13 protein-coding genes are annotated in these 21,922 nt (G+C 61.6%); 12 read left to right on the top strand and 1 reads right to left on the bottom strand.

Features of this window, described 5'->3' with window-relative positions; all coding sequences use genetic code 11:
* The first annotated feature begins 77 nt into the window (after positions 1–77).
* From HF684_RS17125 to HF684_RS17070, 12 genes are all read left to right on the top strand, one after another.
* The gene (locus HF684_RS17125) at positions 78–2,711 is read left to right on the top strand and encodes a LuxR family transcriptional regulator (protein ID WP_169253460.1); all 2,634 of its coding nucleotides are present in this window, start codon (positions 78–80) and stop codon (positions 2,709–2,711) included.
* The gene (locus HF684_RS17120; protein ID WP_169253459.1) at positions 2,696–5,269 is read left to right on the top strand and encodes a LuxR family transcriptional regulator; all 2,574 of its coding nucleotides are present in this window, start codon (positions 2,696–2,698) and stop codon (positions 5,267–5,269) included. The genes HF684_RS17125 and HF684_RS17120 overlap by 16 nt, the downstream gene beginning before the upstream one ends.
* A gap of 283 nt (positions 5,270–5,552) precedes the next feature.
* On the top strand, positions 5,553–8,240 hold the full coding sequence (locus tag HF684_RS17115; protein ID WP_169253458.1) for a LuxR C-terminal-related transcriptional regulator: 2,688 nt from the start codon (positions 5,553–5,555) through the stop codon (positions 8,238–8,240).
* 248 nt (positions 8,241–8,488) lie between these two features.
* Positions 8,489–10,465, top strand: coding sequence for a nucleoside-diphosphate sugar epimerase/dehydratase (locus HF684_RS17110; RefSeq protein WP_169253457.1), 1,977 nt, complete (start codon positions 8,489–8,491; stop codon positions 10,463–10,465).
* A complete protein-coding gene (locus HF684_RS17105) occupies positions 10,462–11,706 on the top strand; it encodes an aminotransferase class I/II-fold pyridoxal phosphate-dependent enzyme (RefSeq protein WP_169253456.1) in 1,245 nt (414 codons plus the stop codon). Before HF684_RS17110 ends, HF684_RS17105 begins: the two co-directional genes overlap by 4 nt.
* A 375-nt stretch (positions 11,707–12,081) precedes the next feature.
* Positions 12,082–12,696, top strand: coding sequence for a low molecular weight phosphatase family protein (locus tag HF684_RS17100; RefSeq protein WP_169253455.1), 615 nt, complete (start codon positions 12,082–12,084; stop codon positions 12,694–12,696).
* Between the two features lie 80 nt (positions 12,697–12,776).
* Positions 12,777–13,379 (top strand): sugar transferase, encoded by a 603-nt coding sequence (locus HF684_RS17095; RefSeq protein ID WP_282433910.1) that lies wholly within the window; start codon positions 12,777–12,779, stop codon positions 13,377–13,379.
* Positions 13,366–14,727 (top strand): polysaccharide biosynthesis C-terminal domain-containing protein, encoded by a 1,362-nt coding sequence (locus HF684_RS17090; RefSeq protein WP_169253453.1) that lies wholly within the window; start codon positions 13,366–13,368, stop codon positions 14,725–14,727. The genes HF684_RS17095 and HF684_RS17090 overlap by 14 nt, the downstream gene beginning before the upstream one ends.
* A 4-nt stretch (positions 14,728–14,731) precedes the next feature.
* Positions 14,732–15,910 (top strand): glycosyltransferase family 4 protein, encoded by a 1,179-nt coding sequence (locus tag HF684_RS17085; RefSeq protein WP_169253452.1) that lies wholly within the window; start codon positions 14,732–14,734, stop codon positions 15,908–15,910.
* A gap of 108 nt (positions 15,911–16,018) precedes the next feature.
* Entirely contained in the window at positions 16,019–17,569 is a 1,551-nt protein-coding gene (locus HF684_RS17080; protein WP_169253451.1) for a polysaccharide biosynthesis tyrosine autokinase, read from the top strand.
* 111 nt (positions 17,570–17,680) lie between these two features.
* Complete coding sequence (locus HF684_RS17075; protein WP_169253450.1) at positions 17,681–19,351, top strand: O-antigen polymerase; 1,671 nt, start codon at positions 17,681–17,683, stop codon at positions 19,349–19,351.
* 154 nt (positions 19,352–19,505) lie between these two features.
* Positions 19,506–20,594 carry an ATP-grasp domain-containing protein gene (locus tag HF684_RS17070; protein ID WP_169253449.1) on the top strand — a complete coding sequence of 363 codons (1,089 nt, stop codon included), beginning with the start codon at positions 19,506–19,508 and terminating at the stop codon, positions 20,592–20,594.
* A 7-nt stretch (positions 20,595–20,601) separates the two neighbouring features.
* Here HF684_RS17070 and HF684_RS17065 read toward each other — a convergent pair whose 3' ends face one another.
* On the bottom strand, positions 20,602–21,858 hold the full coding sequence (locus tag HF684_RS17065; RefSeq protein ID WP_248279011.1) for a hypothetical protein: 1,257 nt from the start codon (positions 21,856–21,858) through the stop codon (positions 20,602–20,604).
* Between the last annotated feature and the right edge of the window lie 64 nt (positions 21,859–21,922).

Genomic DNA, 21,922 nt, shown 5'->3' with positions numbered 1-21,922 from the left:
TTTATTTCAAAAATGTATTACTACAGCTATCGCAAGTGGTAATACTGTTTGTGGAATTTCTTCGTTGATTCCGAGACGTGAGCCTCTCCGGACCGAACCCCGTGCCGCTGGGCTCCGCATTCCCCGCCGCAGAAGATCCCCAGGGGTACGGAAAGCTGAGTGACGTGTCAGGCAGGACCACACACATCCCCCCGGTCGCACCCTCGCGCCGGCTCTTCGGATACGAGTCCGAACTCTCGACGGTCGTCGACGCGCTCTCCGGGCAGAAGCATCTGGGCGCACTCATCATCGGCGCGGCGGGCGTCGGGAAGACCGCGTTGGTCAACACCGCACTCTCTCGTCTCGACCCCGATCTGTCGGTCACCCGTCTGCGCGGCTCGGAGAATGCGCGGGCCAGAAACCTCGGAATCTTCGAAATCCTGCTGTCACGGGAGGGCATCGACACGGACCTCCCACCCGGTCGAGCGCTGTCGGTGATCGGTGACCTGTTCGAACGCAGAGCCGCGGGCGGGCGCTCTCTGGTCGTCGTCGACAATGCCGATCTCGTCGACGATCATTCCCTCGCAGTGCTGGCTCAGCTGACGGATGCACGCAGGATCACGCTCGTCATCGCCGCCGAATCCGCACGCCCGCCGGTCGATCTCATCGCCGGCCTGTGGCTGGCCGGAAACGTCGTCAGGATCGATCTGGACGGTATCGACGAGGCGGATGCGGTGGCGATGATCACCAGCATCGGACTCATGGAGACCGAGACGAGATCGGTCTCGGAGCTGACCGCCCTGGCCCATGGCAATCCGCGGCTGCTCGAGAGGCTGCTGTTCGGACGGAGCCGGACCAGCGGGGTCGAAACCGCGATCGCCCGGGTCGATCAGTCCAGTCGAGAGGTCATCGAAACCGTCTCTCTCATCGAAGCGGTGCCCTATGACGTGCTCGTCGGACTCACCAGTCCGCAGACGATCGACGCTCTGGCGGAGGACGGTCTGCTCTCGATCTCGAAAGGGCGAGGGGGAGAGGTGAGCATGCACGAACCCGTCACGGCTGAGAATGTCCGCGCCGCGGTTCCGCCTTCTCGCAGTCTCGAACTGCTCACTCGGTTCGATTCCGTGGTCGACCGTTCGGCTCTCCATGGTCGGGCGCTCTTCGGCTGCGCCGCGTGGTCGATCTCCTTGGGGCGAGTGCCGCCTCCCGAACAGGTGCGGGAGGCCGCGGGCTGGGGGAACGCACAGGGCAGGTACCTCGAAGCCGCGGAGATCGTCCGGACCAGCGGCTACCGCGGCTCCGAAATCGACCTCGAGCTCGCCCGCTGCGAGTGGGGAGCAGGCCGTCTCAGGCAGGCCAGGGAGATCATGGACCCGCTCGTCTCCGAAGCATGTCTGAATCCGGATGCCTCAAAGCACGAGTACCTGTCCCGACTCGCCTCCATGGAACTGAGGCTGGTGGACCCACGGAGGCCCGAGGATCTGCGGCTGGACTGGGTCCGGGACACGCTTTCGCTGCCGATCGACATCGGCCGCCTGGACGCGACGCGTGCTCGATTCGAACTCAAAGGGGGTCGGATCGCCGCTGCCTGCGCTCTGGCCGAAAGCGTCTATCTCAACCACGCGTGTTCGGTGCGCCACCGTCTCAGGGCGTGTGCGTTCCTCGGCGTGGCAGAAGTGATGGCCGGGCACATCGAACTGGGGCTGAGCTATATCGCCCAAGCCCGGCTCATGTTCGGACTTCCCGGGCCCGAATCGTTCGAACGGGAAGATGCCGTCCCGCAGTTCTTCGTGGCGAACTTCATCGCCGGCAACTGGGCCGAGGCGCGAACGGCAATGGATGAACTGACGTCCAGCCGACGGCTGACCAGACTGACGAACGCGCTCATCGACCTGCGTACCGGCAACGCGGCGAAGGCTCACCGCATCTTCAGCGAACTCAACCTCGGTGCCGACCCCTGCGACATCGTCGATATAGCGGGAATGGCCAGGTCGGCGCTGTCTTTCTCCGCGGTGCTGACACATCAGCGGAGCGAAGTCGTCCCGATCGCCGTCGACGAGGGCTCCGACGCCAGTCGGCACTCGTGGTGGGCGTCCTTCGAAGCCAGACTCTTCGACCTTCAGGCATTGGCGCAGACGTCGCCCGGGCCCGCAGGCCCGCAACTGTACGAGCTCGGGGCCTGGGCGGACGAGCACGGCGCGCACACTCTTGCCTGCCTCGCCTGGCTCGAAGCCGGCCGGCTCGGACATGAGCAGGCCATCGGCTGCCTGGCGGCGTCGGCCGGCAGGGTCGATGGTGCCCTCGGTCGTCTGCTGCGTGCTGTGTCTCATGCCTTCAGCACAGGCGATCTGCAGGCGCTCATCACCGCGGCCCGTGAGGCGCTGCTCTTCGGCGCCGTCGTGCTCTGCGCCCAACTGTCCGGCGAGGCCCGACAGCGCGCCGTCGCCGAAGGCGATGCCGCAGCCACCAAAGAAGCCCGGATCCTGCTGGGGCGGAGTCGGCGCGAGCTCGACTTCGGCAGTGATGGAAAGCTGTTCCATGAGAACTTGACCGAGCTCGAAGAAGCAATCATCACCGGTGTCGTCGACGGCCGGACGAGCGCCGGGATCGGAGTGGAGCTGCACCTGTCGGCCCGAACCGTCGAATGGCACCTCGGCCGTCTCTACCGCCGAGTGCACGTGGCCAATCGGCAGGAGCTGCGAGAGGTGGTGACGGAATGGCTGAGGAACTGACCACAGCAGCCGTCTCGAGTGCTCCTGACGGAACAGAGATCTTCGGACGCAGAGGCGAACTCGACCTGATCCGTCAGTCATTGCGCTGTTCGGAATGCTCCGGCATCCTCATCGAAGGTGAGATCGGCGTCGGCAAGACCCTCCTGGCGAGAACGGCCTTCGCGGATGGGAGCGACGGAATCTGGATCCGCGGGGACCGGGTGCACCAGAACACCGAGTTCGGCGTCTTCGGTCTGCTCGTCGACCTCGATGGCGACCCTTCCGCGCTGCTGGGGCGAATCGTGTCCCGGCTCACCTCGACTCGAACTCCCCAGGCGGTCTTCGTCGACGATGCCCACCTGCTGGACTCCCGCTCGCAGGAGATCCTGGCCGACTTGGCCAGCGTCGGTTCGATCAGGCTCGTTGCGATGTCGCGGTCCAATCCCGAGAGCGGGGTCATGCCGTTCTCGACTCTGGTCGAAGACCGTGTGCTCCAGCATCTCGTCCTCGGCCCTCTGCCGCTTGAGGACTATCGGTCGATGATCGAACACCGCCTCGGTCACATCGTGTCCCAGGCCGTGGTCGACATCGTCGACTTCCATTCGCAGCGCAATCCGGGCAAGCTCATCGAACTCCTCGAATACACCTCACGACGTTCGCGCTTCCTCATGCGCCGAGGAGTGTGGATCCTCGACGGACTCGACACCGACTACGATGCGCGTGCCCGCGACTATGCACGGATCGGTCTTGCCGACCATTCGCCGCAGGAGACGGAAGCCCTCGAGCTTGTCGTCCTTGCGGGAGAGGTGGAACTTGCGACACTGCTCGAGGCGGGACTCGGGGAAGCCGCGGATGCGCTCGTGGCCGCCGGCGAGCTGAAGATCGACGCGCAGCGGTCCCATATCTATAGGGCGGTCGAGAACCACGCCTCGGACACGATCAGGTTCACAACTCCGACCGGTCGGAGCAGAGAGTGGTTCGAATTCATCGACGCTTGCGGAGATGCGCCTTCGGAGTGGTCGCAGGTGGTCAGGACCGAATGGGGACTGATCTGCGGAGCAGAGGTCAGCGAGTCGAAGACCATCGAGGCCGCACTGGCCGCCGCCCGCCTCGGAGACTGGCATCGGGCCATGCGGCTGATCGGGCAGATCCCGACAGAGCGGATGAGCCCGCACGAGCTGCTCTCGGTCGCTCTGCTCTACTGCGGATGCAATAAAGCTCCGCTCGGCCTCGACTTCTTGGCCCACGCGGTCCGCACCGCATGCTGCGCCCAGCTGGTCGTGGACTCACTCGTGGTGTGGATGAATCGCGCTCTCAGCTCCATGTCGCCCGCTCTGCGGCTTGCGGATTTCCGCACCGCACTGGAACGGCTGCAGGACGACGGTGACGGACACCCCGGAGGGGGAGTGGACGCAGAGTTCGGGCTCAAGCTGTTCGACCGAGTCGCTGCGGTCATGGCCGAAGAACGACCGGTCACGGTGGATTTCTTCGAAGGACTCTCCCACGAGAGCGTCGCGCCAGGCAGCTTCCACCTCCTCGACACGATGCTGCATGCAACATTTATGCTCGACTCGGGCCTCACCTTGGAAGCGCTCGCCCTCCTCGAATCCCTGCAGGCCGAATTCCACTTCGAAAGCACGGCAGTGCTCCACGTGGCCATGCTGCGGGGGCGCACTCTGCTGCAGCTGGGTCGGGTAGCCGAAGCGAAGGAGCTGATGACAGCGCTGCCGACCCATGACATCGCGTATCTGTCAGCCCGTTCGGGACCGACTGACCTGCTGTGGGCGCAGACCCACCTGCTTGAGGGCAACCTCCCGGGGGCGATGAAAGCGCTGCGAGCCGCGATCGAATCGCTGACCTATTGGAACTTGGGCACGCAGCTTCCCATCGCATTGGCAGAGGCCGAATATGCGGTGTCTCGGGTGGGAACTGCGGCTGAGGCCGATGATCTGCATGCCCGCTTCGATGAGCTGCCCGTGGCTGCTCCCTACCATGAATATCGGCGGGCGCTCGTGCTGCGGACGACTGCACGTGCGATTCGGACAGGGGAGCCCAAGTACGAACACGAGCTGCGCCGCATGTTGGACGAAGCCGAAGCCGATGGGGCAGCGGCGATCGTCGTCCTCATCCGCCTGCATCTCTTCCTGCACTTCGACGAGATCGCACCCGAGGCGATGTGTGAAGCGGCCGCGCACGGAAGCGGGCGTGAGTTCGACATCGTCGGCCGCCTCGGCGCTGCTCTGCGCGATCATGATCGTGCTGCTTTGACGTCGCTTGCGGAGGAATACGGCCCGTCGATGCCGGACCTGGCGGGCAGATGTGTCGCATTGTCTGCGCAGTTCGGAGCCGGCCAGAGCCGCGGACCGGGCGGGCAGGTCACGGGTCTGACTGCTCGGGAGAAGCAGATCAGTGTGCTCATCGTCGCCGGCCGATCGAATGCGGAGATCGCTGCGGAGCTGGGGGTGCGGGTGCGAACGGTCGAAGGACACACGTACCGGCTGTTCCGAAAACTCGGCATCGAGCGCCGCGAACAGGTTGCCGAGGCGGTGCGGGATACCGAAGGTCGACTGCGCGCCTGAGCTCGAACCGAGTATGCGCGACTGCGGGATTTCGGACACGAGTGAGTACTCGCAGTGATGCTCCAGTGGTGACCTGCCGGTGACTGAGTAGTGACCTGAAGGGTATTCCCGTATCGACCACCTGGTCCGAGGCGGCTGCCGGCGAGCAGTATCTGAGTATGGACATCACACCTCAGCCTCCTCTGCGAACCGATCCCCGCGCCGTGCGAATGGCAGCGGCCGTCCCCGGGCCGGGACTCCCTCTCGGAACGATCTTCCCGAACCCGACAACGGGAGGCGGATCATGCGTCAGGTGATTCGTCGCAAGGAAGTCGGCGACCTCCGCTCCCTCCTCTCCCGACACCGTGCCGCTGCCCTCACCGGCGGCTTCGGGTCCGGAAGGCGTTCGATCCTGCGAGCACTCGAGTCGGAGTGGGACGGGACGGTCATCAGGGTCGCATCGAGTCCGCTTGACGAGGACACGCCCTTGTCCGGGTTAGGCGGTCTGCTCGCCGCAGTCAGCGCATCCGCGAACGGACCCTCCGATCCGGCGGAGCTCGCCGCCGATGAGATCGTGCCGAGGATGATGGCGGCTCTCCGATCGATCCCCGGAGAGGAGGACACGCTCATCCTCGTGCCCAATGCCGATGACATGGACATGGACTCGCAGCGGGTGCTCGGCCAGGCGCTGCGCCGGTTGAAGTCAGGACGTCTGCACATCGTCATCACGGTTCGGTCGATCGACGATGACGGTCCGTTCGCCTCGGTGCCGGAGATCGAACTCGCGGATCTCAGCATCGCCGAGCTCATCGAGCTCGCCCGTGAACTCGCTTTGTCCCGTTTCGGACACACGAGGATCGCCGAGGAGGCGGCCCAGGTCGCCGCCCACGCCGCAGCCGGTCGTCCCCTGGCCGTCTGTCACATCCTCGAGGAGATGGCGCCCAGTGAGATGCGCGGGGAGATCGCGCTGTCGATCCCGGTGCGAGTGGGACCGGCCAGCCGCCCGATGATCGCCGACTACGTCGAGGGGCTGAGCGATGGCGCCGATGCGCTGCTCAGATGCCTGTCGCTGTCCCCGCTGACTCCGCTGCGGCCCCTGGCCAGGAGGCTGCCCGGGTTCTGGGAAGCCGTCGACGAGTTGGAATCGCGCGGCACGATCGAACGTCGGGGAGCGTTTCTGCGGATACCGCACGGATTCGTCCGTGCCATGGTGCAGCAGTCGATGGGGGCGAGCGAGCGACGCCGAACCCACCTCGTCCTGGCCGAGGACTGTGCCGACACATGGCCGCAGATCGAGGCATGGCATGTCTCGTTCATCGACCCGGGTGAGGAGACCGCGCAGCAGCTGGCGGCGCACGCTCTCGGCCTGGTGCGCCGCGGACTCACTGCCGGAGGTGCCGAATTCGCCGAACGGGCCATCCGAGTCTGCGACGACATCGAGGAGCTGCGCGGTCAGTTGGTCGAGATCGCCGAGACACTGTCCGATCACGGGCAGTTCGCCTTCTCGCGCCGCTATGTGAGGATCGCCTCCCGGTCGAATCGGGCCGCGGTCGTCGTCCGGGCTCGGACGCTCGAGGTCCGCAATGTCTTCCTCGAGACGCAGACGCTGCCGTCCCCGCTGTTCACATCGTGGAGCAGTCGCGAATCGGAGCAGGCGCCCGCCGAAGTGGCGCGCCTGCAGCTGACTCTGGCGCTCTGCCATTGTGAACGGGGCGAATTCGCCCGAGCGCAGGAGCTTCTGACACTTGCCGAAGCTGTCGTTGAGCACGTCCGCGACCGCGAGCAGCAGCTTGTCCGCGCCGTGCGCATCCTGCTCGACAGCAACAGTGGGGAGGACAGGTCGGCGCTCGCGGGATTCGCGAACCTGCAGGAACATCAGGATTCGATCAGACCGAGCTTCGGACTCGCCGTGGCCCAGGGGCTGGTTCTCACCGAGCACTATGAAGCCGCGACCGCCGTACTCGATCACATCGGTGAGACCTGTGCAGCGACCAGGGTCTGGAAGCGGCAGGTGGATTGTGTCCGTGCTGATCTGAACATGCGCCTCGGCCGGATCAGTCAGGCCGTCGAGGTCATCGACAAGGTCATCGCGGAATCGGAGGCCGACAAGCGCAGAGGACTCGTCGTCGTTCGGCAGGATCGGATCCTGCTGCTGCACTCCTGGAAGCTGCTGCTGACCGGACGCACCGGCGAAGCAGGGCTCGTCGAGGAACAGACGGCGGTCTGGGCTTCGGCGACGAACAACCACCGCCTGCTGGCCGAGCTCAATGCGCTTCAGGGCAGATACCTGCTGCGCACCGACTGTCTGGCCGAAGCGCTCGGGCACCTTCGACGCTGCGAACAGCTGTCCGTGGACGAGGCCAACCCGAACGTGCGTCGAATCGACGGCGACCTCATCGAAGCGTTGGTGGGTGTGGGCAGACGCGAGCATGCGACTCTTCTGCTGCAGAAGCTGCGTGACCGCGCGAAGGCGTGCCCATCTCGGTGGACCGATCTGGTCGTCGGTCGGAGCGAAGCTCTCCTGGCCGCCGGGGAGACAGCCACCGAACTGTTCGGGAGAGTGCTGCGGCAGTCCGGCAGCACTGAATTCGTCTTCGAGAAGGCGGTCGCTCATGCGGCATTCGCCTCGAGACTGACCGACAACGGGTCGAAGCTGAGAGCACGCGAACAGAGGCTCGCCGCTGCCGCGCTGTTTCGCGAAGTCGGGGCCGATCGTTTTGCCGACCATCTCCGCACCGGTCAGATCGTCGACGAGCCGGAGGCGCCGACGATGTCTGAGATTCCGCGCCTCGGCGAACTCAGCGATGAGGAGCTCAAAGTCGTCGAGCTGGTCCGTGCCGGGCTGAAGAATCGGGAGATCTCCGAGCGGATCTTCGTCTCCCTGCGCACCGTCGAACTCCGCCTCACGGCTGTCTACCGCAAGCTCGATGTCGGGTCGCGAACAGAACTCGTGTCTCGTTTGGCGGGCAACCCGCGTCTCGCCGCGGTCTGAGCTGGCGTCCGTGCGGAGCGTGAGCCGCAGACGGTTCGCGCCGTCTGCGCCAGAACGCCCCGCGGAGACCCGCACCGCAATCGCGGATGACCGCAGTCTCCTCTCCGCAACCACCAGAACAGAGTCATCGCACTCCTAGCGTGAAGTCGACGCATTCCGCAGTTGGAAACGCAGCATCGCCGGCTCTCACCGACGATGCCCGGCCGCCACAGTGACGGGGCCGGAAGAGTCGAACATGGGAGATCACGATGACTGTGTCAGAACATCCGAATCCACTCACCCGGACAGGCGCGGTGGGCGCGGCTCCGCCGGCTCCGGTGTCCGCCGGTGCACCCCGGTCGGCGCGGCTGGCGATGCGGATCTGGCGGAACAAGACCAGATTTCAGCTGGTCTTCGACGTCGGAGCATGGGCTGTTGCCGGACTGCTCGCATCGGCGGTCATGGGTGCGGGTGTCGTCGGCGCAGCTGAACTTGCCTCCGCAGCAACGACCGCAGTGGTCCTGCAGCTGCTCCTCGGTCTGCTCATCGGGCTCTATCGCAGTCGCTACCACTACGGCAGCTTCGCCGAATACGGCGGCATCGCGATCATCGCCCTGATCATCGCGTGCGGTCTGATGGCTGTCACCTTGGGGGATTCCCCATTCGTTCTGCTCACCGTGTTCTCCGCCGTCATCTTCATGACCGGCAGCCGGTACCTCGTCCGCTGGTCCCACCAAATCGCAACTCGTCCTTTGCAGGGGGAGCGAGTGCTCGTCGTCGGCGCCGGTGCCGCGGCTGAGTCCCTCATCCGGCAGATGCTCTCCGACCCCGACGGTGCGTATCTTCCCGTCGGTCTCATCGACGACGATCCGCACAAACGGCAACTCAGCATCCATGGGGTCCGTGTTCGGGGCACGAGTGAGGACATCGCCGAGGTGGCCGGATGGCTCAATGTCTCCGGAGTCATCGTTGCGATCGCCGATTCCGAAGCGGATTTCCTGCAGACCTGCCGTGCTCGTCTGCAGCCGACGGGGAAATGGCTGAGGACGATCCCGCCCCTGGCAGAGATGGTCAATCGGAAGGTCGAGATCGGCGATATCCGCGATATCAAGGTCGAAGACCTCATCGGTCGTGCTCCGGTGCACACCGATCTGGCGGAGATCGCGAAGAAGGTGGCCGGCAAGAGGGTGCTCGTCACCGGAGCCGGAGGATCGATCGGCAGCGAGCTCTGCCGACAGCTGTTCGCTCTCCACCCAGAGAGTCTCGTCATGCTCGACCGGGATGAGACCGCGCTGCATGGAGTCGAACTCACGCTCTACGGTTCTGCACTGCTGATGTCGCCGAACACGGTGCTCGCCGATATCCGTGACAGGAGCGCCCTCGACCACATCTTCGCCGAGGCGCAGCCGCAGATCGTCTTCCACGCGGCGGCACTCAAGCATCTGCCGATGCTGCAGCGGTTCCCCGAGGAAGCCTGGAAGACGAATGTCCACGGCACCCTCAATGTCCTCGAAGCCGCGCATGCTGTCGGAGTCGAAACATTCGTCAACATCTCGACGGATAAGGCCGCTGCCCCGACGAGCGAACTCGGTCGGAGCAAGCGGATCGCCGAACGACTGGTCAGCGGATTCGCAGCGAAATCGCCCGGAACCTACCTCTCTGTCCGCTTCGGCAATGTTCTGGGCTCCCGCGGATCGGTTCTCCTGTCGTTCCAGGAGCAGATCAGACAGGGCGGCCCGATCACGGTCACCGACCCTGAGGTCCGGCGCTTCTTCATGACGATCCCGGAGGCCTGCCAGCTGGTGCTGCAGGCGGCGACGATCGGCGAAGACGGCTACGTCATGGTCCTGGACATGGGAGAGCCCGTGCGCATCGTCGACATCGCCCGAAGTCTCGTGGCGATGTCGAATCAGAACACCGAAATCGTCTACACCGGACTGCGCGAAGGCGAGAAGCTCGACGAAGAGCTCTTCGGCGACTACGAGGGTACGGTCATCCGCATCCACGACAAGATCAGCCGCGTGGAGGCGCCAGAACTCTCTTCTGTCGATCTGCCCGTCGTCATGGCCGAGCGAAGTGTCATCGACGAATTCTGCAGTCGCAGTTGCCGGACTCAACCGGACATCGGCCACCCAGGGGCTCCCCGAGAGGAAGTCGGTCATCAAGCGCACCGCCGAGAACCCGTCGGTGGACCTGCCTACCTGCCAGCGCCGGTCAGGCTGGTCAAGGATGAGGTCAGGCCATGACGATTTCGGATGCGGTGCCGACGAAGCCTCAGGTGGCTGCTCCGTCTCAGATCATCCCGGCTGCCAAGCGGATTCTGCTGTCAGGACCAGATGTCGGAGATCTCGAAGAAGAATATCTGCTCCGTGCTTTCCGCAGCGGATGGATCGCTCCTGTCGGCCCCGACCTCGAAGCCTTTGAGAGGGAACTGGCAGACAAGGTGGGAGTCGCATACGCAGTCGGACTCTCGTCTGGTACAGCAGCTCTGCATCTCGGACTGCTGGGCCTCGGAGTGAAACCGGGAGACCGAGTGATCACGTCGACGATGACGTTCGCAGCGACGGCGAATGCGATCACCTACTGCGGGGCCGAACCCGTGTTCGTCGACTGCGTCGACGACGGGAACATGGATCCGATCCAACTCCATCGGGCACTGAAGGACTCGATCGTGAGCGGAACGAAGCCTGCAGCAATCGTCCCGGTCGACCTGCTCGGACGGCCTGCCGACTACGGTCGGATCCTTCCGATCGCAGCCGAATTCGACGTTCCTGTGCTCGTCGATGCCGCGGAATCGCTGGGATCGCACTATGGGGACCAAGCCTGCGGCAGCCTCGGCGAGGCTGCGGTGGTGTCATTCAACGGCAACAAGATCATGACCACCTCGGGTGGAGGAGCTCTGCTCACGGACGATGTGAATCTTGCGGAATACGCCAGGTATCTGTCGACTCAGGCCAGGGAGCCTGTGGCGCATTACGAACACAGAGAGGTCGGCTTCAACTACCGTCTGAGTAATCTGCTTGCCGCACTCGGGCGGGCACAGCTGGCCCGACTCGAGGGGCTGGTCGAACGGCGTCGGGAGATCCGCGGCCGTTATCGCGACTCGATCGTCGCGGCGACTGACGGGGTCTCACTTTTCGGTGACGTCAACGAACACGGTGACAACGCTTGGTTGTCGGCGATCCTCGTCGATGAGAGTCGCACGGGTTTCAACGCCGGCGAACTCGCTGCATGGTTGGCCGAACACAACATTGAGACGCGGCCGCTGTGGAAGCCGATGCATCTGCAGCCGGTCTTCGCGGGGGCGCGGATGTACGGGGGAGATGTCTCCGAAAGGCTCTTCAGCACAGGACTGACGCTGCCGAGCGGATCATCGATGAACGAAGCAGATGTCGAGCGGGTCATCGCGACCATAGCGGCTTTCCTCCAAGCGCGAGTCGCATCAACCACCGGAGACGCCCCGCTGAGAAGTCTCGTGACTGAATGAGCCCCGCGATGACGGCAATGGGTGTCGAACTGCTGAGCCAGCAGTTCAAGGTCTACGCCCTGGGGGGGGGGGGGGGGGGAGACGGCATGGCGGGAGTGGATATCCGCACTCCCTCTGCGGACCTCCGCACGGCAAGGGTCGGAGTGAGTCGGGCGAATGTCTTCGAAGCTAGCGTGAAATCGAACTCGCTTCCAGACTTCGGTCACCGGCCGGGCACGGCGGTGTCGTTCTATGGGCTGCTACGAGGGAATCGCGTTCTTCGGCTCGGAACAGTCGCACGGAGACCATAGTCAAGGAGGGCACACACATGGAGAACACCGAGCGGGTCGAATCCGCGGTTGTGTATGCAAGTTGCAGGCGGACGGTCAAGAGCTGATGTCAGAAGAATTCAACGTTCTCACGGTGTGCACGGGTAATCTCTGCCGGTCGACTCTGGCAGAGCTCGTGCTTGCGCAGCGATTCGCCGAAGTCCGCGAAATCCGCGTTCATTCGGCCGGTACACGAGCGGCCCTGGGCCATCGGACACCGAAAGAAGTATGGGAGATCGCCGGGTTCATGGGGGTCATCGAAGGTCGGGCCGAACATGCTCGGCAAGTGGATGAAGATATGCTCGGGGCTGCTGATCTCGTGCTCACGATGACACGCGATCAAAGGCGTGAGGTCGTCGAACTCAACCCTCGAATCGTTCGCAGAACCTTCACAATACGAGAGCTTTCGAGTCTAGCGGCAGTCACCCGAGACGTGGACATTATGGCTGAAGGTGCAGTTTCTGCAACCGACAGAGCAACTCGCTTGCGTGCCGCAGTCGAAGCAGCTGGTCGGCGTCGGAGTCGGAGGCGGAATCTCAAACTTCCGGCGTACGACGATGTCGTGGACCCCTACGGCTGCTCTCGAGACATCTACGCACTTTCAGCCCTCCAGCTCGCCCCTGCCGTCGAAGGGGTATCGGTTCTCTTCCAAAGAGCGCTGAACCTCGGTCAGGGGGAGTGATGTCGGAAGGCAGACGACAGCGAGCAGTGACGAGCACTCGACGTGTGCACACATCGTACGGACAGTCCCCTTATGACAACGTGAAACGGACGGCCGATATCTGCTGCAGCATGGTCGGGCTCATCTTAGTATCGCCGCTGATCGCCGGAGTGGCCCTTGTCGTTCTGGCAGTGCACGGTCGACCGGTGCTCTTCCGGCAGCCTCGGCCAGGGCTGGGTGGAAAGGTCTTCGACATTCTGAAGTTCCGGACCATGGTGGAGCCCGACGAAGTGCGTGTGACTGACGGACAGCGCCTGACGCGACTCGGTCGTTTCCTACGCGCTTCGAGTCTCGACGAGCTCCCCTCGCTGTGGAACGTCGTGCGCGGTGATATGAGCTTTGTCGGTCCGCGACCTTTGATTATTGAATATCTCGATCTCTATACGCCTGAGCAAGCTCGACGGCATGAGGTTCGTCCTGGCATCACCGGATTGGCTCAAGTCAAGGGTCGTAATGATCTTGAGTGGGCAGACCGTTTCCGCCTTGACGTGGACTACGTCGACGGCAGATGTCTGCGACTCGATTTCTCCATCCTTCTGCAGACGGTGCGAACAGTCGTCGGTCGGCGGGGAATCAGCAAACACGGTCACGACACGATGCCGGTTTTCACTGGACGGGAGAACTCCAGTGATGTCAATCAGTGAGGGGCAGAGGGGCACGAAGCTTGCCGCCGCAGTTTTGGTGGCGGCCCAGATCTTGGCTGCCGGTGGTGCAGTCGCAGTCAATCTGCTGGCCGCTGTCGTATTGAGCCCGGCGGGGCGCGGGGACCTGGCTTTTGCACTGCAATTGGCATACTTCATTTCCGTGTTCGCAGTCATGGGACTCGAACGACCCTTCATCGCTTCGCGTTCTGGAGGATTCGGCACCGAATATCGTGTCTTTGCACGAATGGTGGCGCCCGGCACTCTCTGCGTGCTGCCCATCGCCTTCGTCGCAGCCGCGCTGTCACCGTTCAGCACCAGATGGATGTGGATGGGTGTAATCGCGGTTGCCGCCTATGTTGCGCTCAATTCATTGGTGCATGCTCTGCGCGTTGCCTATGTCTGCAGCCGTGAGTGGAAATGGTTTGCCTTCAATGCGATCGCCACCCAACTGATCATCGTCGTCGGAGCGGTATTGCTGGTGCTGATCGGTGTAAATGACCCGGTAGTGTGGATGTGGGCCTATGCGGCCTCCGCGATACCGACAGCGGTCCTCCTGTTTGTCGCACCCCGCCCTTCGAAGCACTTGGAACCCACCCGAACTGAGAAGCGGGGACTCCGCCGGCGGGGCTGGGTGCTGCTCCCATCCGAATTCAGCAACTCTGCCATGCTCCGATCCGATCGTCTGCTTCTGCCGATCTTGAGTAGTTCGGCCGCACTCGGCCTCTATGTCACTGTTGCCACTGTTCTCGAGATGGCCACCTGGCCAGTGCAACAGTGGGTTGATGCTTCATTGCGGAATTGGTCGCAGGGCTTCTCTTCCCATTCTTTCCCGGTGGTGCGAATAGTCGCCCGAAGCGTTCTGTTGCTGGTAGCTTCTGCCACAGTACTAGCAGCCGCAGCATACGCCATGATCGCTATTGTTCTGCCGGACTCATATGCGCCAGCGGCGGCCGCTATCATCCCATTGGCTGTATCCGCCGTCATCTTCGGAGTAACACGCGTTCAACAGGGCCTCCTCATCGCTGCGGACTCCCCGGGAACGGTGTCGGTCGTCGAAATCATCGGCACCGTGGCTTCGCTCATTGCATACATCACCCTGATTCCGCATTACGGAATGTTCGGCGCGGCCTACGGGTCCATCATCGGTTATGCCGTCTGTGCCGCTGCTGGTGCCTACACACTCGCACGGGTGGTCAGGCACAAAGCAAGGCGGCCGCATGCAGATGAGCTGGGTGATGCCGAAGCCGACGGTGGCACGGACCTGTCAGACATCGCACCGACGGCAGCAATGCCTGCGGGAACTGACGTCGACCTCATAAACCGATATCCGGACCAGACAAGGAAGTGAAGTCATGGACGTATTGATGATCGCCCATTACACAGCAGCTGGACGGCTGCCGAACGATCGCTTCGATAGTTTGGCGAGCATTCTTGCTCGCCGAGGTGCAGAAGTCGAGCTGGTCACGTCCTCGTTCCAGCACGCGTTCAAGACACAACGCGACACTTCGGTGGAACGGAACCCGTTGTACTCGACCACCTATGTGCATGAACCGCCGTATCGGAGCAACGTCTCTGCCAGTCGTCTGCGCAGCCACCGAGCCCTCGGCAGGAACCTTGCTGAATACCTGCGACAGAGGAAGGTCCCGGACATCATCTATTGCTCCATGCCCTCTCTCGAAGTGGCGCATGCCGCAGCCGAATTCGCGGAGAAGAACGATGTGAGATTTATCCTCGATGTGCAGGACCTATGGCCAGAGGCCTTTGAAATGGTTTTGCGACCACGCTGGATGGTGCGCCAGGCTCTGATCCCCATCCGTAGGCGTGCCGAGGCGATCTACCGAGCTGCGGATGCAGTAGTGACCGTCTCTGAAACCTATTCAGAACGAGTGAGTTCGGCACGCAGGGACGGGTCGACTGTATTCACCGTCTACCTCGGGTCGGATCTGACGAAATTCGACACCTATCCGGTTCTGCGTCCTTCCCGGGCAGGAATCGCCGAACTCGCATATATCGGAACTCTCGGACACAGCTACGACTTGCCTTCGGTATTCGGGGCTCTTCGCGAACTGAGAGCGGAAGGCGTTCACATGCGCCTGCACGTGATGGGCACAGGGCCGTTTGAAGATCGTTGGCGTAGAGAAGCAAGGGATCTGGATGAGGAAGTGGTGTTCTACGGCAAGCTCGAATACCCGGAGATGGTCTCTCGTCTGCGGGGCTGCGATATCGCCATCAATCCCATAGTTGCGAACTCAGCGGCCAGCATCATCAACAAGGTCTGCGATTATGCAGCCGCAGGACTGCCCGTAGTCAACTCTCAGCAGTGTGCTGAGTACCAAGATCTTCTCACCGAGTATGAAGCGGGAATCAATTGCGAATCGACTCCGGCCGCATTCGCAGAGGCCCTCAAGAAGATGGCCAATGACCGTCGAATAGCAGAACGCGGCCTCGGATCCAGACGAATGGCCGAAGATCATTTCGACCGTTCAGTGACATACGAACGACTCAGCGGGGTGGTCCTCGATGCACACTGATCGTGGATGGTCACCGGGTGGACATACCCAACGGCATGGGCGATGCCGACCGCTCCCTTCTTGCACCCCTCAGCCAACCACACATTGCCGCGCAGGAAGTGAACGATCATGATTGTTCAGCACTATTTGACGATCCTCCGCGAACGGTGGGTCTACGCATTGTCGACCTTCTTCGTCGTGATAGCTGCGGTTGCAGGGGTCACGGCGTTGCAGACCCCTGTGTATGAGTCGTCTGCAAACGTCTTCGTACGTACCGATCCCGGCAATTCTGTCACCGACCGTTCGGCCGCGGCTGACTATGCCCGGCAGCAGATCGACACCTATGCGGACCTAGTCACTACTCCTATTGTGCTTGATCCCGCCATCAGGTCCCTCGACTTGGATACCGACGCCGAACAGCTCGCTGGCAGGGTCTCAGCAGATGTCCCCGAAGACACTCTTCTCATCTCGATCACCGCGCGAGCGGGTGGTTCCGAAACGTCGGCGAAACTTGCGAATGCGGTGGCCGAAAGCCTGCAAGAACAGGTCGCAGATCTCGAAACCACCAGCGGAAAGGCGACAGTTCAACTGACGGTGGTCACTCCGGCCACGGCGCCTAGAGTGCCGTCCGCGCCAAACCTCACACAGAACTTCGTGCTCGGCCTGATCGCCGCGATACTCGCAGGGATGTTGGCGGCTGTGCTCAGAGATCGGCTGGACAACAAGGTGCGCAAAGCAGATGACATTGAGCAGCTGACCGACGCTGCGGTGATCGGCACCGTCCCGCTGATAACTGCAGGAGAGAACCGTGTCTTCGTTTCAGAGCACGGATCGCAGAACGTTCAGGCTGAACCATATCGGGAGCTACGGTCGAATCTCCGCTTCCTCGAGCCGCGGGGCAGGAGCCGATCGCTGCTCGTGACGTCTTCCGTGAAAGGCGAAGGAAAATCGGTGACCGCGATCAACCTCGCTTCCGCCCTCGCCCGCGGCGGGGACCGCGTGCTTCTAGTCGACGCTGACCTACGCGATCCCTCGGTGCATCGGTATCTCGGAATAGAAGGGGGTGCGGGCTTGTCGACAGTGCTGATCGGGGATACTGAGTTGAAAGACGTCGTCCAACCTATGGAGCTCTCCAATCTCGCCGTTCTTGCGAGCGGGCCAATACCCCCGAACCCAGCTGAACTGCTGGACAGTGAGCAGATGACGGTATTCGTCGAAGAAGCCACCAAGCAGTACGACGCCGTTGTCTTGGACTCTGCGCCAGTGCTTGCTGCGACGGACGCAATAGCGATGGCCACTCGAGTGTCTGGAACCGTCTTCGTCGCACGCAACGGGGTTGTACGTCGAACGCAGGTCACTCAGGCGCTGCGAAAGATCCAACTCGTGCAGGCCCGCCTTCTCGGAATAGTGCTCAATGGGATACCCCGGACCACAGGCACAACATATTCGCAGAGCTATGGCAGCAGCTATGCCGCGCGTTCGACTCGGAAAGATCCCGGTACTTTGGCGCACAGCGCAGAGCAGGAAACCAACTGTTCGAACCAGCTGGCGCTCCGGCAGACGGCGACTCCTCCTGAATCCGACAGTGAGATCCTCCTCTCAGCTTCTGATAGCGCTCTCCGTCCGGATCTTCGTCGTAGATCTGTGTTCCCTGGGGAGTGGGCGATCAGCAATGATTGAGCTCCTGCAAAGAGGCCTAACCGCACAAAGTGGTGAATTGCCCAGGAAGTTTGAGAATCCTGTTCTGCGCGCGATCATGATTTCGGTCAGCCCTGCAGAAGGTGAATGATTGTGCCACTGTCTGCCCGTCCTCAGCAGAACCCGCCCGGGTCCCGGACAGGTGCCCTCAAGGACCCCGCTCATTCTCCGATCTTCGCGGCATCGCTGACTGCAATCTGTGCACTGGTCGTCGTCACTGCTCGCATATGGTTCTCTACGGAAGTCGACGCAGTCGCGTCTTCAAGCGGGGTCATCGCCGCAATTTCGTTTGCCCACGGCATGACACTTTTCGTCATACTCGGTCGTGATCGGATCACCATGCCGGGACTGTTTATGGCATCGAGTGCAGCAATAGTCGGAGTAAGCGGATTGCTCGTCATCCCAGATCCGTCTTTCATCGTCGGCTCCCACCCTGAGGCCTCCCTCAATACGGCCCTATTCTGCAGTACGCTTACGCAGGTCGGGATCGGACTTTTCTGCCTGAGAACCGATACGACTGGACGTCCGGATGAGGTGGTGCTGCCGATCCACTGCGTCCGGTGGGCCCTCGGCGCGGGATTCGTGACTCTCACGGCCACAGTTTTTCTCGGAGATCGGCTGGGCGTGCTGTCGGACGGATTCGGGTCCTCGGCAATCTTGCTCATCTGCATTGCGATGCTGCTCAGCCCGCGCGGTCTGAAGAACCCCTGGAATAACGTGACCATTGCAGGTGCACTTCTGGTGTATCCGACTACAATCATCTCCGGGACCGGACGGCTGCGGGCCATTGCGCTCATTTTGGCCGCTGTCTACATCTTGTTTCTCCGGTACGGCCGTCAATGGCTGAAGGTCGTCGGGGTCTTCCTCGCCCCGCTGATTCTTGCGGTGTTGGGCGTATGGCGTAGGGAATACGAAACCTCATTGAGCGGCGAGCACGGGAGCGACACTGGCCTCTCGTCCATGTTCGTCGGCATCGGCAACTTCGGGTCTCTGATACATGACTTCGACCTCGGAGGCCTCCCGACTCTCGGAGCATCGCTTCTGTCACCGTTGCGGGCAGCTCTGCCCGATGGTCTTGCACCGGACTGGATACCCGACGCTATCGGCTATCAGCTAGCTGCTCTGACCGACCCGCAACTGTACGGTACTGGCTTCTCCACGGTAGCAACCGTCTATGGCGATCTCTGGTGGAATTTCGGAGTGCTGGGTTTGGTGATCGGGGTCCCGCTTCTCGCCGTGATGCTCGATCGCATCGACTCATGGACTATCCGCAGCTACCGACGTTCGGTCAAGGGGCCACGCGACCTTCTGTTCCTGGTATTCTTCGCAGCCCTATTGGGTGGAGTCGGGGACATAGTCTGGTCCGGATTCCACACATGGATCGTGCGAATGTACGCACGAATTGCAGCACTCATCGTCCTGTGGCTGCTCACCTTCTACGTTCCGCGGCGAATAATTCCTCAATTCGTCTCCTTCCAGCAGGGGGAGGAGAATCCACTTGCTGACAGAGAAGAGTCATCCGTGAAGAAGATTCGACCTCGCAGGGGTGGAACGCCATCGGGGCCAGAGACGTGGGGCATTCGCCGGAAATTCTGGAACCACAGCTCACTTACGGCACCCGAGGACTATGCCGAGTCTGCAGAGCCGCATCGGGCAGAACGATACCCGCGACTTTATACATCCGCTTCTGCCGATTCCCTCGGCGGCCGACGCCGTCGAAAGGTCCAATATGTGAAATTCTCAACCGTCGCGGGACCGCGATGACTGTCGATCGCGGCCCGACTTCGGCTGAAAAGAGCAATGTGTATGTGAGTCGACACTTGGTGCTGTATTCGTACCAAGCCAGTACTGCCTGTTTCGCTACAGTGATCCGAGTGGTCAGTGTGAATGTCGAAACGCACGCGAAGGAGGATCTCGGATGAAGAAGTCGAACGGGCTGAAGGTTGTCATCGCCTCTGCCGCACATCGGGCACATTATGTGGAGTGGTTCAAGGCGGCCTTGCGATCCGAGGGAATCTACGGCGAAGTCATCGCGTTCGAATATCGAGATACGGCCCCGACCCTGTCAATGGCAGACCGTGGCGTGGTGGTGCCAGCATACAACTCTCCTGAGTATCGCAATGAGGTAGTGAGTTGGGTCCGGAGGGAATCACCCGACCTGTTTATCTCAGTCAATGACTACGAGCTTCAGGTGTTGGCCGGTGGCCTGGCAGAAGAGCTGCGCGAGGGCGGTTGCACAGTCGCAGCACTCGACGCCGATGCGCAGAATATTGTCCTCGACAAACATCAGATGGCTGCGAGGCTGCGTGATCGAGGACTTCCCACACCTGCAACCTGGCTCGGCAGTGAGACTGACATGGCGAAGGCAGCGAACTCGGATGGCAGATTCATCGTCAAACATCGTTTCGGAAGCGGATCAGACGGTGTTCGCACTGCCACCGATGAAACTCTGCAGGCAATGGTCATGGAATCGGCGAAAGCGGCAAGAGACGCCGGCGGAAAGCCGACAACTCTCGGCGAGGACGCAGTCATCATCCAGACCCTCTTGCCTGGAGCGGAGTTCGGCGTCGATGGAGTGTTCTCCCTCGATGGAACTGGTGGTCTGAATGGGGCACTCGCGCGGCGTAAAGACCGGATGAGAGGAGGGGATACTGATGTCGCCACAACAGTCGCGGCGAATGGCTTCACCCAGGTACTGGTCGAACTCGGAGATCTCCTCAAACCAGTGGGTCCGATTGACGTCGACTTCAAAGAAGACACCGAAGGCTCACCGCAGGTCATCGATATCAATCCGAGATTCGGTGGGGGGTACCCGTTCTGCCACCTTGCGGGAGCGGATGTTCCCGCCTATATAGTCCGTGAATTGGCAGGACTGGCCGATGTTCGATCTCTGTTGGACTATGAAGTCGGGGTGACAACGGCGAGAAGAGATGAATTCTCCGTTCTACGGGCCAGCGCCAGCGAACGGCCAGCACGAGCCTCCGAGGAGATTCAGGGCCATGCCTGAGGTTCTGTCATGAACCGGCTGCGACCGAAGCGGATACCGACGTCGTGGCATCGAACCACGAATGTCCGTTCAGATAGTCGTCGACTGTGCCCCTCCGTCTCACCAATTTCAGAGAATCGTTGTTCCGGACGAAGACAGCTGGAGGGAATTCGATGAAGGAAGACTGGTAGGACATCGTGTAGGCGCCAACTCGGTAGAATACGATCCGGTCACCTTCCGACAACTGCGGTGCGTCTTTCACGACTGTCAGACGATCGTCCTCCATGCAGGTGAAGCCACAGATCACCTGTTCGGGAATCGATTCCTCAGCAGCGGAGTGTATTCGCACATCGAACTCCCTCTGCCTCCGAAATAGAGGATCGATATTGGTGCGGCTGGCATCAGTGACAACGTACCGGAGATCTCCGACGTCTTTGACGTCGACTACTTGTGAATGGAATTCCACAGGTACTGCAATCAGCGAACCGCCCGGTTCGACGATCAATTGAGTTCTATCGATGTCGACCGTTTCCTCGAGTCCTCTGCGAATGGTCGACACATATTGGTCAAATGTCGGAGTTCCGGCAGGACTGCCGAAGAATCCGCCACCGATGTCGATCCAATCGAGATCGAGGTCGAATTCAGAGATGAGCTCGGCAGCGAGTTCTGCCGACGCCTTATAGACACCCAAACTCTGTGTGAGCGAGTTCCGATGCATATGGAGACCGGCCACCTCCACCCCTGCCGACTTCAGTGTGGACATCGCTGCGCCGAGTTCACCGTTCTCCGCATTGAACCCGAAACGACTGTGCTGTCCTGACGTGGTGCTTTCCCCGGGACATCTCTCTTCGAGATTCCAATTGACTCGCAATCCCACTGAAAGCGCCAGCTCGGGCTGCTCCTCTGCAAACTCGGCGGCCCAACTGACCTCTCGTTTTGAATCCAGGTTGACGACTGACCCGTGGGCGAGTGCTTGGCGCAATCGCTGCCGGCTCTTGACCGGGCCGTTGAATACTATGCGATCCGGGCGGTATCCCACGGACAGTGCAAGTTGGTACTCGGCATCCGATACCACTTCTGCCCAGACGCCTTGCGTATTCATGAAAGACAAAAGCCATGGCAGTGCATTCGTCTTGAATGAATATGACAGAACTGAATTCGGCCAGTGATTCAAAAGTGCTTGACGAAATCTATCGATGAATTCTTCGAGGGTCGATGAGTCCAGGACAAAAGCCGGCGTTTGGGGCTCGTGCTGCCGGGTCCCATGCTGCGCCACTTCAATCACTCTCTTCTGTATCTCAATTCGTGTATTCAAGTAGTCTACGTAGAGCAACTGGGGTGCGGGTGCG

The sequence above is a fragment of the Brevibacterium sp. 'Marine' genome, from assembly GCF_012844365.1.
In the GTDB taxonomy this organism is placed as follows: Bacteria; Actinomycetota; Actinomycetes; order Actinomycetales; family Brevibacteriaceae; genus Brevibacterium.
This window is presented reverse-complemented; position numbering and strand designations above follow the sequence as displayed.